Below are 13,942 nucleotides of genomic sequence, written 5' to 3'. Positions count from 1 at the left end.
CCCGGCCGGAGCTGCTGCGGTCAGCGCCAGGCGGCCGCCATCAGCTCGACCAGGTCCAGGGTCGCCTCGCCGGTCCAGACCACCGAACTGAGCGCGACCAGAGCCGGGAGCAGGACGAACATCGCGGGGGCGGCCTTCGGCTGCGGGCGCAGCAGATGGGCGACACGACGCGGCACGACCCCGCCCGGAACCGCCGCGTGCAGAGCCGCCGCGAACGGACTGCCCGCCCCGGCCAACGCGGCAACACCGATCGCATGCGCCAGCGTCCTCCGGTTGCCCAGGTCGCCGGCGGCGCGCTCGTCGGCGGCCCGCTCGATCAGATAGTCCACGTGCTTGCCGACCCACCACAACGCCGGGTGCGCCGCGACCGCCAGCTCAGCGGCCCGGGCCAGGCGGTGGTGCCGTTCGGCGAGGTGCGCGTTCTCGTGGGCGAGAAGCGCCTCGAACTGCTGATCGGTGAGCAACCGCCGCATCCCGGTGGTGACCACGACATGCCCCGGATCGCCCGGCACCGCGAACGCCCGCGGCTCCTCGTCCGGCAGGACCATCAGGCCACCCGGCCCGTCCACCGGGAGCATCGCCAGAACTTTCCGCTGCCGCCGCCACCGCCGGCCGACCGACACCAGACCGCCGGCCAGCAGCGCCAGGCTCAACCAGGGCACCCACTCCACGCCGGCGGTGTCGGCCGCGACCACGGACGCCGACCACCCGAACAGCCGCCCCACCGCGGGAACCTGCGCCAGCGCGTGCGCCGACAACAACAGCAGATTGAACGTACTCATCACCGCCACGGTCACCGCCGACCACACCACCACCGACGCGGCCCGGCCGGGCGCCAGCCGATCCGCGAGCAGCCGCACCACGACCACGGCCAGCGGCGGCACGATCACCACCGACCACAAGAAATGATCGAACATCTCCGCCGCCTCCCCACAACTCCCCGGCCATGCTCTCACTCCCCTACCGCACCCGCCGAGCCCCCTGGTCCCGCGCCCGCTGGACGCCCGGCCGGCGCTGCGCGTCGTCACAGGCTTCCCGGAACCACGCTCAGCCCCGGCCCGGCTGGCCCTCGACGTCGTCGCAGACCGCGAACAGGCGGGTTCAGGCCCCGCCGGCTCGCCGTGGCTGGGCTCCAGCGCTGCTACGGACACCGCACGACCACGCCGGGGGTCAGGTCGCTCGGCGGGCGGACCGGCCGGGAAACGGCGTGGCCGGCACCGCCGCGAGTCCGAAATGGCTGGTCACGGCCTTGCGGGCACGGCGTCTACGGCGAGCTGCGGACGGTCGCTCGTCGGGGCTGACCCCTGGCGGCGAGCAGCGGACGGACCGGCCGCCGCGGGCGTGGAACCGGCGCGACGACCGGGCCGGAACGGGTGCGCGGGGACGGAGGTGAGGAAGCGGGTGGGCGGGGACGGGGACGGGGATGGGGAACGGGTGGGACGTAGGGTGATCGACTGTGGGGGTGGACGAGCGGGTGGAATGCACGGTGACGGTGTGCCGGGACTGCTGCTGCGGGAGTGTGAGCAAGCACCCGGGGGTGGACCACGACGGGCAGATCGAGCGGCTGCGGGCGGCGCTCGGGCCGGAGTGCCGGGTTCGGACGAGTTCGTGCCTGGATGTCTGCGCCCAGTCGAACGTGCTGGTGGTGCAGCCGGCTCCGGAGGCGAGGCGGGCGGGCGCGCGGCCGGTGTGGTTCGGGCTCGTGCTGGACGATCTGGTGCTCGACGACATCGCCGGGTGGGTGAAGGCGGGTGGGCCGGGCCGCGCCGAGCTGTCTGCCGTGCTGGAGTTGTCCGTGATCACTCCACCGGCGCCGGAACGCCCGGGTCCCGACGACTGAACCGCGCCGCCGGAGTTCTCCCGGGCCGACCGCGCGGGGACGGCCGGACGCGACGTGTGGCGGGCGGTGTGGACGGGTTCGTTGCTCTGACCGGGACCACCCACGGACGTCGCCCTTGTGGGTTTCGCGTTCTGGGCCGCCCGCGGCCCTGCGAAGCCCGGAAGGGTCCCCGCGGGAGCGGCGGAGCAGGACCACAGCGGAGACAGGACCGCGAAGATCTTGAAATTGGTCTTGAGGATTGCCGGTTTCACCGGGTCCATCGATAGAGTTCCGGGGTGAGCAGACGGCGGCCGGGCCAGTTGGAGACGGAGATCATGACTGTGCTGGGTGCGGCTGAGCGGCCGATGACGCCCGGTGAGGTGCGCGATCGGCTGGATCCGTCCGGGGAGCTGTCCTACAGCACTGTTGTGACGACGTTGACCAGGCTTTACGAGAAGGGGTCGGCGGCGCGGCACCGGGACGGGCGGGCGTTTCGTTATGGGGCGCCGCACGGGCCGGCCGGGCTGGTGGCGGATCGGATGTCGCGGCTGCTCTCCGACGAGGCCGATCGGGCGTCCGTCCTGCGGCGGTTCGTGGGGAATCTGGACGCCAAGGACGAGCAGTTGCTGCGTGACCTGCTCAGCGAGTGATCTCCGGCGGACGGGAGACCACGGTGACCGAGGCGAACCAGGACGTCACGTGGATCCGCACCTCGGGTGTGCCGGGCACCCGCGGCACGGGCGCGAGTCTCATCTCCCGTGAGCTGAACGCGTTGGTGCCGGTGAGGTCGACCTCGACGCCTTCGGGGACGATCACGGTCAGTTCGCCGAAGATCGTGCGGCCGGTGATCTCGATGACGTCCGAGCTGGTCAGCACGGCACGCAGATCAAGCTCGGTGGAGCCGAAGACGGTGTTCGCCCGGACCGTGCGGTCACGGAACCGCCAGCGGCCGCGGCGCGTGGTCGAGCTGAACACGGTCAGGATCTGGTCGACCGTGTCGGACGAGCCGACGATCGGCTGAGCGGGCAGACCCTCGGCCACGCGGGCCAGGTCGGCGTCGGTCTCGGCGGCCCAGACCGCGCCCACGCGGACGCTGAACTCCTCGAGCGTCAGGCGGCCCTCGCCGCACGCGCGCTGCAGCAACTCGGCCACTCGTTCACGGTCACCGTCGTCGATCGGCGCCGGCACAGGAAGTCCCACGGCGCAGACCCTACAACCGTTGCGCACCCGGTTCTGCACCCGTCGGCGGGCAGGATGCGACCCATGCAAGATCGGAAAGGCTCGCGTACCGCGGCAATTGTCGCTCTTGTCGCTGCTGTGGTGAGCATCGCAGGTGGCCTGGCAGGTCCCCTTTACGCGCTCTTCGGGAACAACTGACAAACTTGCAGGATCATGACGCTGACCGATCGCCTTCCCGGCAACGCTGACCCCGACGCCGTCTTCCTCGCTTTCCAGGGCTGGGTGGAGGAGCAGGGCATCACCCTGTACCCCCATCAGGAGGAGGCGCTGATCGAGATCGCGACCGGCGCCAACGTCATCCTGAACACCCCGACCGGGTCGGGTAAGAGCCTGGTCGCGGCCGGTGCGCACTTCGCCGCCCTGGCGGACGGGCGCACCACGTTCTACACCGCGCCGATCAAGGCGCTGGTCAGCGAGAAGTTCTTCGCCCTGTGCGCGATCTTCGGCGCGCACAACGTCGGCATGCTCACCGGCGACGCGAGTGTGAACGCGGACGCGCCGATCATCTGCTGCACCGCCGAGATCCTGGCGAACCTGGCGCTGCGGGAGGGCAAGGACGCCGACGTCGGCCAGGTCGTGATGGACGAGTTCCACTTCTACGCCGAGCCGGACCGGGGCTGGGCCTGGCAGGTGCCGCTGATCGAGCTGCCGCAGGCCCAGTTCCTGCTGATGTCGGCGACGCTGGGCGACGTGACCCGCTTCGTCGACGACCTGAAACGGCGCACCGGCCGGGAGACCGCGGTCGTCGCCAACGCGGAACGCCCGGTCCCGCTGATGTTCGAGTATGCGATGACCCCGCTGCACGAGACGATCGAGGAGCTGCTGAACACCCGGCAGTCACCGGTCTACATCGTGCACTTCACGCAGGCCGCGGCGCTGGAACGCGCACAGTCGCTGATGAGCATCAACATGTGCACCCGCGAGGAGAAGGACGCGATCGCCACCGCGATCGGCAGTTTCCGATTCACGGCCGGCTTCGGGCGTACGTTGTCACGCCTGGTCCGCCACGGCATCGGCGTCCACCACGCGGGCATGCTCCCGAAGTACCGGCGGCTCATCGAGACCCTCGCGCAAGCCGGCCTGCTGAAGGTCATCTGCGGGACGGACACGCTCGGCGTCGGCATCAACGTCCCGATCCGCACCGTGCTGTTCACCGGCCTGTCGAAGTATGACGGCGTGAAAACCCGCCTGCTCAAGGCGCGCGAGTTCCACCAGATCGCGGGCCGGGCCGGCCGGGCCGGGTTCGACACGATCGGCACGGTGATCGTCCAGGCCCCCGAGCACGTCATCGACAACGAGCGGGCCCTCGCGAAGGCCGGTGACGACCCGAAGAAGCGGCGCAAGGTCGTCCGGAAGAAGCCGCCGGAGGGTCAGGTCGGCTACGGGCGGCCCACGTTCGACCGGCTGATCGAGGCCGAGCCGGAACCGCTGACCTCGTCGTTCCAGGTCTCGCACGCCATGCTGCTGAACGTGCTGGCCCGCGGCCAGGACCCCTACCAGGCGATGAAGCACCTGCTCACCGACAACCACGAGGACCCGGCGGCGCAGCGCCGGCACATCCGGCGGGCCATCGCGATCGCGCGGGCGCTGATCGCGGGCGGGGTCATCGAACGTACGCCGGAAGGGGTCTACAAGCTCGTCGACGACCTCCAACTGGACTTCGCGCTGAACCAGGCGCTGTCCCCGTTCGCCCTGGCCTGCCTGGAACTGCTCGACAAACAGGCCCCGGAGTACCCGCTGGACGTCGTCTCGGTGATCGAGGCGACCCTGGAGGACCCGCGGCAGGTGCTCTCCGCCCAGCGGCAGAAGGCGCGCGGTGAGGCCGTCAACGCGATGAAGGCCGAAGGCATCGAGTACGAGGAGCGCATGACGCTGCTCGAGGAGGTGACCTGGCCGCGCCCGCTGCTGGAGCTGCTCGAGGGCGCCTACGAGACGTACCAGCAGGGGCATCCGTACGTCGCCGACTACGAGATCAAGCCGAAGTCGGTGGTCCGCGACATGTACGAGCGGGCCATGACGTTCACCGAATACGTGTCGTTCTACGGCCTGTCCCGCTCCGAGGGCCTGGTGCTGCGCTACCTCGCCGACGCGTATCGCGCTCTGCGGCAGACCGTTCCGGAGGACGCCCGTACGGAGGAATTGGGTGACCTGATCGAGTGGCTCGGCGAACTGGTCCGCCAGGTCGACTCCAGCCTGCTCGACGAGTGGGAGCGGCTGCGCAACCCGGGCGCCGAGGTCGAGGAGGTCCGCATCGACGACAAGCCGCCCGCGGTCACCCGTAACATCCGCGCGTTCAAGGTCCTCGTCCGCAACGCGATGTTCCGCCGCGTCGAGCTGGCCGCGCTCAGCCGCTACCAGGAGCTGGGCGAGTTGGACGGCGAGCACGGCTGGACGGCCGACCGCTGGCGCGAGGCCATCGACGAGTACTTCGACGAGTACGACCGGCTCGGCACCGGCCCGTCGGCCCGCGGCCCGCAGCTGCTCCAGATCGAGCAGGGCACGACGACGTGGACGGTCCGCCAGGTCTTCGAGGACCCGGACGGCGACCACGACTGGGGCATCGACGCCACGGTCGACCTGGAGGCGTCCGACGAGATCGGCGGCGCCGCCATCACCATCGTGGCGGTCGGCCCGCACTGACCTCACCGGCGTCGCCTCCGGCTCGCGGGCACCGCGCCCTTGGCCGTCGGTGTCGTCGGTTTCCCTGGTACCGACATGTACCACTGGTCGCGGCCGGCGCCCTAGCGTCGGGGCATGACGCCTCGCCCCACCGCCGACCCGACCATCGGGGACCGGATCAAAGACCGGCGCCTGCGGCGCAATTGGAGCATCCGGTACGCCGCGAGCCGCGCCGGCGTGTCGCACGCCACCTGGAGCCGGATCGAGCGGGGGTTGCAGGCCGCCGACAACCGGTTCATGCTCGCCGACCTGGCCGGCGCGCTCGAATGCTCCCCGGCCGAACTGGCCGGGACCGCGGTGCCGGCCGGGGATCGGGAGGCGGTCGCGGCGCACGCGTCGGTCCACGCGATCCGGCAGGCCCTCGTCGAGCTGGATCTGTCCGAACCTGTCGCGCCCGGGACCTCGTCGCCGGCCGAGTCGGCGCGGAGGTTGGCACTGGTCGACTCGCTGCGGCAGTCCTGCGACTACGCGGGAGCGGGCCGGCTGCTCCCGGACCTGCTGCGGGACCTGCGCGCCGGCGGGAGCGCGCGGGCGCTGCGGCTGATCTGCGACGCCACTTTCATCGCGTCGTCGGTGCTGCGCAACCTCGGCCACCCCGCCGAGTCGTGGCTCGGCGCCGAGCGCTGCCGCGACGCCGCTGACGCGTCGCAGGATCCGGTGCTTCAGGGGTACGCGGCGTACGCGCGGGCCAGTGCGGCCAGTGCCTGTGGTTCGTACGACCGGGCGTACACCCTGGCGGCGCAGGCGGTCGACGCGCTCGGACCGTACAGCGGCCGCCCCGGTTGCCCGGAAATGATCGGCTCGCTGCAGTTGATCTGCGCCTACGCGAGCCGCGGGCGCAAACGACCCGACGACAGCCGCGCCTGGGCCGGCGAGGCCGCCGCGCTGGCCGCACGGACCGGGGAGACCACGACACTCGGCCTGTACTTCGGGCCGGCGAACGTCAACATCTGGCGCATCGGCATCGAAGCGGACGGCGACGACGCCGCGCTCGCCGCGACCATTGCGCGCTCGACCGAACCGGGGATTCTGCCGTACGGATTCCGGCAGGTCTTCTACTACACGGACACCGCGCGGGCGCTGGCGCGGCTGCGCAACCGCGACCGGGAGGCGATCCGGTTCCTGCTCGTCGCGGAACGGGTCGCGCCGCAGCACGTGCACACGTCGTCGCTGGTGCAGGAGACGGCGCGGGCGCTGCTCGACCGCTCCCGGCGGATGGCCGGCGGCACGGAGTTGCGCGCCCTCTGCGAACGCCTCCGCATCGGCTGACCTGGCGCAACGCCGCCGGTGGTCCAGCCGGCGGCGCGGCGCAAACTTCCGGCTGACCTCACCGTCGTCATCCGGCCGATGACGACCGTGAGAGCCGGCTGAGGCCGCACGCCGGGTCACCAGCCGGTCGCGAAAGTCGCGGGCGCTGCGAGACCCGCGAAGATCAGCCGCGGGTCAGGTGAGGCCGGTGAGCCAGCGGCGGACGGCGAGGGTAGCGCGGACGTCGTCCTCGTTGTAGTCCAGCAGCCGCTGCGCCGCCGAGGGAGAACCGGCGCGGGCCGCTCGATGCCACTCCTGGGACTGCCGCCCGCCCGGGTCCTCGTCGCGCCAGCCGAACCCGGCGCCGTGCACCGCCACGGTCTTCAGGCCGAGCCCCGCTCGTGAGTCGACCGCCGCCCGGACCAGCGGGAACACGTCGATCCACCGGTCCGGGTGGACGCTGCCCCCGGGCAGTGGCCGGAAACGCCGGGCGCGGACCCGTTCCGGTGAGGTGTAGTGGAAGACGAGCGTCCCGTCGGGCAGGCCGCCGAGCCGGCTCAGGCACCGCCGGGCCAGTTCGGTCTCGGCCGCGGCGCTGTCCACGGACGGGTCGAAGAACGCCTCGTAGCGGCTGGTCCCGCCGGTCGTGATCAGCAGCCCCCACAGGTAGACCCGGTCGTCCTCGCCCCACTCCACGTCGATGTCGACTTCGACGCCGGCGCGCGGGACCGGCGGCCGTGGCCCGTCCTTGAGTCGCAGCACCAGGCCGTCGCGGGACAGTTGGGCGGCGATCGCCGCTTTCTGCAGCCGGTGCCGGCGCTGCGCCAGGTGGGCCACCTCCGTCCCGTACGGGCCGGCCAGGACGGCGGCGGGGTCACTGGCGGCCAGGGATGCGACGGTACGGATTCCGCTGCCCTGCAGAGCGAGGTATTCGCGCACGCTCAGCGTCCCGCGCAGTTCGCGGCTCAGGTCGGTCGACGGCAACTCGTCCACGCAGACCGGCGCCCACTTGCACGTCGTGCATTCGGCCTGCCCGATCGGGGCCACCAGCGGGGCCGGGTCGTCGGGGGTGCCGGTGCGCTGCCGGGCGACGGTGGCGATCCGTACCCGGAAATCGTGTTCGTGGTCGTAACGGTCGAGCGCGCTGCGTTTGGCCTTGCCGAGGCGGCGCGAGAACGTGATGAATCGGGGCAGCGCAAGGTCGTACCAGATGAATCCGTCGGTTCCGAGGATCGCGCCCCAGGCGGATTGCGCCCGGTGGCCGCACGCTTCCAGCATCCGCCAGTAGTGCGCCAGCTGGATCAGATCATTCTCGTGGGCCTTGGCCCCGGTGTCGGCGAGGCGGACGGCGTCGGCGAGCGCGGGTTCGCCGAGGGTGGCGACGAGCGCGTCCGTGCCCTTGGTCAGCACCTGGTGGGCCTTGATGTCGCCCGGGTGGTAACCGCCGCCGGCCGCCCGGATCAGCAGGTCGGGTTTGCCGGTGCGGTGCCCGCCGGTGTCGTCGGGCAGGCGGCCGCCGACGATCACCGGGGCACCGGCCCGCATCGCCCCGATCGTCGCGCCGAGGTGACCGCGCTTGTCGCCGTCGAGGTCGCTGAGGTCGACGTAGCCGGGCAGGTCGAGCGCGGCCCATGCGGCGAGCACCTCGGCCTCGAACGCGACCCCGAGGTCGAACAGCTGCTGCAGCGAGGCCGGCACGACCGCGGACGGCCGGGGCACGGTGGCGTCGTGCTCGTTGTGCACGGCCCGCGGGCACGACTTCGCGGCGTATCCGCCCAGCAGCAGCGGCCCGGTGATCATGACCAATCCTAAGCCGGGTGGAAGCGCCACCGCCCCTCGGAGACCACGTCCACCCGGTCGTCACGGACGCGGACGGCCGTGTCGTCGTCGATGAAGTAGATCGGGAAGTCGGCCCGCTCGACGATCCGGTCGGCCCACGCGTCGTCGCGTTCCGGGAAGTCCGGCGAGTCCAGGTGCGGCTTCAGGTACCAGTCGAAGAGGCCGAACGGCGGTTTCACGCCGGTCGCGCCGAGCACGTGCAGGTCGGCGGCGTCGCCGATGACGTCGGCGGAGTGTTCGGTCAGGTGCCGGCTGAAAATCATCGACCCGGCGCTGACGCCGACGTAGACGCGGCTCTGCAGCAGTTCCAGGAACTCGCCGGCCAGGTCGTTGCCGGTGATGCTGCGCGCCAGGTGGTAGTGGCTGCCACCCTCGACGTAGACGACGTCGGCGTGGCGCAGCCGGTCGAGCACCATCGGCCGGGGCAGGCCGTTGAGCTCCAGGACGTCGAACTCGCGCCAGCCCAGGCCGTACACCCGGTTGAGGTCTCCGACGAACCATCCGTGATCCCCGGGTTCGGCGACGGAGGCCGTCGGGACGAAGACCACGCCGGCCGAGCCGAACGGCTTTCCCAGCATGTCCCGCAGCGCGTCGCGCAGGGTCTCGTTGCGCAGGCCGTTCGAGGTCAGCAGAAAATTCACCGGGCCAGCCAACCATGATCGGCGATCGGCCCACAATCGGTTACGCCGGTGGGCGCTGGCGCGAGGTGCGGGTGGTCAGGCCGCCGGCGAGAAGTTCGGTGCGGACCTCGGCCAGCCCGGCGTCGAAGTCGCTGCGGTCCTGGGTGTAGTAACGGCGGAAGAACCACGACGGCACCCGCGGCGCACGCCGCCGGGAGAGGAAGAGCTGGTCCTGGACCTGCCGCGCCATCAGGCACAACTGCCGGTCGATCTCCGGTTCCCGCCCGGCCGCGGCCAGTTGCAGGCAGCGCGCGCGGGAGAAGCCGCAGACTCGTTTGCGGTCGGCGGCGATGCCGCGCTGTTCGCGGAACGTGTCCCAGCCGAGCATGAACATGCCCAGCGACGGCACGCACCACTGCACTACGAGGTCGGTGATGGTCGAGCCCCGGATCATCGCGGTGACCAGGCCGATCGTGGCCCAGCCGCCCATGCCGAGCACGACCGCCTGCGCATACCGGCGCCGGACCCGCCCGCCCCAGGAGAGGTTGAGCTGCTGACGGGCGAGAACATCGAAGGGCCAGGGCAGATTCGGCATCCCGTACGTGTCCCGGACCTGCTCGCCGCGGTACCGGCCGCTCAGGTGCCGCACGTCCTCGGGCGAGATCTCCTCCCCGGTCAGGATGCAGTTCCACGGCAGGTGGTAGAACCGCACCTCGAACGTCTCCTGCAGCAGCGCGGCCCGGCGCAGTTCGCGGTCGGCCCAGGACGCCAGCCCGAGCGAGTAGGCGAGCGCCCACAGCACCCCCACCACGGCGACGGTGACGCTGAGCGGGCCGGTCGAGTGTGCCCCGGCGAAGACCGTGACCAGGCCGGCCGCGGCCAGCACCGCCGAGATGGCCAGCCGGATCGCGGCGAGCCGCCGGACCCGGGTGTGCGAGACCGCGGTGGCGCGCAGAAGGTGACTCAGCGTGGGATCGATGGGCCGCTGCCGTACCGGCGGTCGGCGATCGGACATGGCGTCACCGCCTTCGCACAGTGACATCGGGCAAGCGCCGCGAAGGGGTATTACCAGCCATTATCGCCAAAAGCACCGACGTACGTCTATACGCTGAGATCACATCTCGGGCATCGCGGTTACAGAAAGCGAGTAAACGTGCGACGCGAGGAGTAGCTACATAATTACCCAGAGTAGCCGGAGAGCTCGGCGCGGCCCGAAGACCCGGCTAATCGGCCGGCGCGATCGACAGCACGCCCAGCCCGACCCCGGACGCCGCGGCGCGGGCGACGAGTTCCTCCCCCAGCCGCTCGTCGAGGCCGGCCGGGCAGTGCCACCACCCGGTCACCTCGTCATCGCCGGGCAACAGCAGGTCGCAGTTGGTCCAGCCGCCCTCGAACGGGAACGAGAAGAGCACCTTGGTGAGCCGGTCGACGAGCGCGGCGGTGACCGGGATCGCCCGGAGCACTATCGCGATCCGCCGCTTCCGTGGCAGGTCGTCGTAGGTGTCGGTGACGTCCATCGCCTCCTGCTTGCTGAGCACCGCGGCGACGATCCGGTGCAGGCCGTCGAGCACGTCGCCCTCCCCCGGCTCGACGACGATCGGCTCGCGGAAGTCGCCGTGCGCGACCAGCTCGGCCCGGAGCAGGTCGACGATCCGGGCGTCGTCCGGGTCGGCCAGCAGGTCGGGAATGGCGCGCTTCCACCTCTCGCCGCCGGCCGGGGGCCGGTACATCGCGAGGATCTCGCTGAGCGGCATCCGGCGTACGGTCACCGCAAAAGGGTTCCACAGCCATGGGTGTACTGCCATTCACCAAAAGGTGAACAGAATTGCCACCGACAGGGGGATCGGAACGCGGGCAGTGGTGCGGCGGAAGGCACTGGACCAGGGCGGTTGACGGCACCGGTGGATTGTGTGCGCACGGTGCAGGGAGCCGAGGATCGTCACGGCGTACCCCTCGAATTGATTTCTCCGCAAGCTGATCGCCGACAGAAAGGCGAACAACGGAATCGGGTGACGGCCGGACGATTCGACTCCGGCCCGCGATCACGGAACGTACGGTGACCGGGTGGGGGACGAGGCCGCCGAGTACTACGACCGGATGCTGGTGGACGCCGACTGGAGCGAGGCGTTCTGCCTGACCTTCGTGCGCGGCCTGGACGAGTCCGGGCTGATCAGCGCGTTCGGTGGGGATCCGGCCAAGATCATGTCGCCCGTGGATCTCGCGCAGGTTCTCGACGACTTCCGGTACGGCGAGGAGCCCGCCACCCTCCTGGTCGCCACGGTCGGTGACTGGCGGGTCGGCATCGAGGTCAACGGGTGCCAGGGATGCCGTCCCGAGGTGCTGCGCCGGGCCGCCCGGGCCGGCGACGGCACCGCCCTGAGCGTGTTCCGCAACGTCAGCGGGCGCTCCGAGTTCACCTACGTGACCGGGGATCGGATCCAGGCGGTGATCGACCAGATCCGCCCGGAGCGGCGGAAGGGGGTGGACCCGGAGATCCTCGACGCGCTGATGGCCGGACTGCCGTTCGCGCACGCCGACGACATCATCCCGGAGGCGGCGGGGTTCGCGCTCGCCGAGCGGGTCACCGGCGTACGGCTGCCGTTCGACCTTCTCGAACAGGATCTCCCGGGCGTGATCCTGACGCCGGTGCCGGACGATCTCGTCCCGGAGGGCGGCCGGGGCCTGGCCGCGCTCGACCACCCGTTCGTCCGGCGGATGCTGGGCGCGCCGACCCGGGAGAACCTGCCGGCGATGCTGGCGTTCCGGTCGCGGCTGATCGCCGAGGACGCCGATCTGCTCGGCGAACCGGCCGTCCAGGAGTTGCTCAGCGCCCTGGACGAGGACCGGCAGGCCCCGCCGGAAGTCCGCTCGCGGCTGCGTGAGCTGCACGAACGGCTCGCCGGGGACCTGCAGGCGATGAACGCGGTGCAGGATCTCGCGGCCGCCGCGTTCGAGACGGGCGACCCGGCCGAGCGGTTCGGGACGACGTACGCGATCCGCGACAGCGACCGCAGTCTGCAGGCGGTCGTCCTGCGCCGCTGCGCCCGGCACGCGCTGCCGGCGGCGGCACCGGTGACGCCGCCCGCGCCGGGTCCGGTCACCGCTCCCCCGCGCACGGCGGCGACCTCGTCCGCGTACGCCGTGGTGGCGAAGGAATTCGCCGCGTGGGAACCGGAGAAGCAACGCAGCGTGACGCGCTGGCTCGCCCGGCGCGCCTTCGAGGTGGCCGGTCTGGACAAGCTCGACTGGGCCCGCCCCGCGCTGGAGGCCCTGGATCGTGGCGAGCCGCTGCCGTTCCCGGACCGCCGCGCGGTGTTCCGGCTGATCTCCGCGGCCGCGCTGGTGACCGCGACCACCGGCCTGCCCCTGGACCAGCTGGAGAACCGCCTCACCGAGCAGCAGCGAGCTGACCTGCGCGAACGTATCGATCGGGCGCCGATGGCGGTGATCACGATCTTCAACACGGCGAACCCCGACCCGGCCCGGGCGCTGGAGGACACGTTCACCACCGCGCTGGAGACGTTCGACGGCCGGACCGAAGATCTCCTGGCCGAGCTGCGAGCCGAGTTCTGCTGATCCCAGGAGCTGGATCCTGTCCATTGCGGACGCGCCGGCACCCACTACGATGCGTATGGATCTTCGGCTCGGCTTGAGGAGGCGTCGGTGGCTGACCGGCGGAACGCACTGGATCGGATCGACACCACCGTGGCGCATCCGGCCCGCCGCTACAACTACCTGCTCGGCGGGAAGGACAACTTCGCCGCCGACCGGGCCTCGGCCGACGCGATCGAGAAGGGCATGCCCACCATCCGGCTCGCCGCGATGGAGAACCGGTACTTCCTGCAGCGGGCGGTCCGGTTCCTCGCCGAGGAGCACGGCATCCGCCAGTTCCTGGACATCGGGACCGGCATCCCGTCCGCCGACAACACCCACGAGGTCGCGCAGCGCATCGACCCGGCCGCGCGGATCGTCTACGTCGACAACGACCCGATCGTGCTCACCCACGCCCGCGCGCTGCTGACCAGCACGCCGGAGGGGGTGACCGCCTACATCGACGCGGACCTGCGCGAGCCGCGGAGCATCCTCGACGACGAGGAGGTCCGCTCGACGCTCGACTGGACCAAGCCGATCGGGGTGATGCTCGTCGCCGTGCTGCACTTCATCCGCGACGACGAGGACCCGCAGGGCGTCGTCGACACGATCCTCGCGGCGCTGCCCGCGGGCAGTTTCGTGGTCGCCTCCCACTCGACGTGGGAATACCTGCCGGCCGCCGCGATCGAGCAGCTGGAAGCGGCCAACGGCGACGGCCGGTTCCGCGCCCGCACCGGCGAGCAGCTCGGCAAACTCTTCGCCGGCCTGGATCTTCTCGAGCCGGGCGTGCAGTCCGTGTCCCAGTGGTGGCCGGAGCAGGCGTCGCAGCCACGCCCGTCCGTCGAGGACGTCGCCTTCAACGCGATCGTGGGACGGGTCCGCGCCACGGAGTGATCCGTATTGGCGG

General features: G+C 71.3%; 12 protein-coding genes. 6 read left to right on the top strand and 6 right to left on the bottom strand.

Annotation, left to right across the window (positions count from 1 at the left end; all coding sequences use genetic code 11):
• Nucleotides 1-20: 20 nt before the first annotated feature.
• Nucleotides 21-917 carry a M56 family metallopeptidase gene (locus tag ACH442_RS21235; RefSeq protein WP_396339787.1) on the bottom strand — a complete coding sequence of 299 codons (897 nt, stop codon included), beginning with the start codon at nucleotides 915-917 and terminating at the stop codon, nucleotides 21-23.
• Between the two features lie 569 nt (nucleotides 918-1,486).
• Between ACH442_RS21235 and ACH442_RS21230 the strand changes: the two genes are divergently transcribed.
• Both ACH442_RS21230 and ACH442_RS21225 read left to right on the top strand, forming a co-directional pair.
• Nucleotides 1,487-1,840, top strand: coding sequence for a hypothetical protein (locus ACH442_RS21230; protein WP_396340026.1), 354 nt, complete (start codon nucleotides 1,487-1,489; stop codon nucleotides 1,838-1,840).
• A 275-nt stretch (nucleotides 1,841-2,115) separates the two neighbouring features.
• Nucleotides 2,116-2,469 (top strand): BlaI/MecI/CopY family transcriptional regulator, encoded by a 354-nt coding sequence (locus ACH442_RS21225; protein WP_396339786.1) that lies wholly within the window; start codon nucleotides 2,116-2,118, stop codon nucleotides 2,467-2,469.
• On the opposite strand, the gene ACH442_RS21220 is transcribed toward ACH442_RS21225, so the two are convergent.
• Nucleotides 2,459-3,019 (bottom strand): DUF1707 domain-containing protein, encoded by a 561-nt coding sequence (locus ACH442_RS21220; RefSeq protein ID WP_396339785.1) that lies wholly within the window; start codon nucleotides 3,017-3,019, stop codon nucleotides 2,459-2,461. The two genes, ACH442_RS21225 and ACH442_RS21220, sit on opposite strands and share 11 nt — an antisense overlap.
• Nucleotides 3,020-3,211: 192 nt before the next feature.
• On the opposite strand from ACH442_RS21220, the gene ACH442_RS21215 reads away from it, so the two are divergent.
• Together ACH442_RS21215 and ACH442_RS21210 are read left to right on the top strand one after the other, a co-directional pair.
• Nucleotides 3,212-5,698, top strand: coding sequence for a DEAD/DEAH box helicase (locus ACH442_RS21215; protein WP_396339784.1), 2,487 nt, complete (start codon nucleotides 3,212-3,214; stop codon nucleotides 5,696-5,698).
• A gap of 114 nt (nucleotides 5,699-5,812) precedes the next feature.
• The gene (locus tag ACH442_RS21210) at nucleotides 5,813-7,006 is read left to right on the top strand and encodes a helix-turn-helix domain-containing protein (protein WP_396339783.1); all 1,194 of its coding nucleotides are present in this window, start codon (nucleotides 5,813-5,815) and stop codon (nucleotides 7,004-7,006) included.
• A 174-nt stretch (nucleotides 7,007-7,180) separates the two neighbouring features.
• On the opposite strand, the gene ACH442_RS21205 is transcribed toward ACH442_RS21210, so the two are convergent.
• The 4 genes from ACH442_RS21205 to ACH442_RS21190 form a co-directional block, all read right to left on the bottom strand.
• Nucleotides 7,181-8,785, bottom strand: coding sequence for a TM0106 family RecB-like putative nuclease (locus ACH442_RS21205; RefSeq protein WP_396339782.1), 1,605 nt, complete (start codon nucleotides 8,783-8,785; stop codon nucleotides 7,181-7,183).
• 8 nt (nucleotides 8,786-8,793) lie between these two features.
• Entirely contained in the window at nucleotides 8,794-9,465 is a 672-nt protein-coding gene (locus ACH442_RS21200; protein WP_396339781.1) for a Type 1 glutamine amidotransferase-like domain-containing protein, read from the bottom strand.
• 40 nt (nucleotides 9,466-9,505) lie between these two features.
• Nucleotides 9,506-10,459: an S-4TM family putative pore-forming effector gene (locus ACH442_RS21195; protein ID WP_396339780.1), complete on the bottom strand. Its 954-nt coding sequence runs from the start codon at nucleotides 10,457-10,459 to the stop codon at nucleotides 9,506-9,508.
• Nucleotides 10,460-10,667: 208 nt separating this feature from the next.
• On the bottom strand, nucleotides 10,668-11,249 hold the full coding sequence (locus ACH442_RS21190; RefSeq protein WP_396339779.1) for a hypothetical protein: 582 nt from the start codon (nucleotides 11,247-11,249) through the stop codon (nucleotides 10,668-10,670).
• Between the two features lie 259 nt (nucleotides 11,250-11,508).
• Here ACH442_RS21190 and ACH442_RS21185 point away from each other — a divergent pair, with 259 nt between their 5' ends.
• Both ACH442_RS21185 and ACH442_RS21180 read left to right on the top strand, forming a co-directional pair.
• On the top strand, nucleotides 11,509-13,020 hold the full coding sequence (locus ACH442_RS21185; RefSeq protein ID WP_396339778.1) for a DUF6461 domain-containing protein: 1,512 nt from the start codon (nucleotides 11,509-11,511) through the stop codon (nucleotides 13,018-13,020).
• Nucleotides 13,021-13,107: 87 nt separating this feature from the next.
• The gene (locus ACH442_RS21180) at nucleotides 13,108-13,929 is read left to right on the top strand and encodes an SAM-dependent methyltransferase (RefSeq protein ID WP_396339777.1); all 822 of its coding nucleotides are present in this window, start codon (nucleotides 13,108-13,110) and stop codon (nucleotides 13,927-13,929) included.
• Nucleotides 13,930-13,942: the final 13 nt, after the last annotated feature.

This window comes from Actinoplanes sp. NPDC020271 (assembly GCF_044388125.1).
Classification (GTDB): Bacteria; Actinomycetota; Actinomycetes; order Mycobacteriales; family Micromonosporaceae; genus Actinoplanes.
Note: the sequence above shows the minus strand (reverse complement) of the source record. Positions and strands in the feature narration are given on the sequence as shown.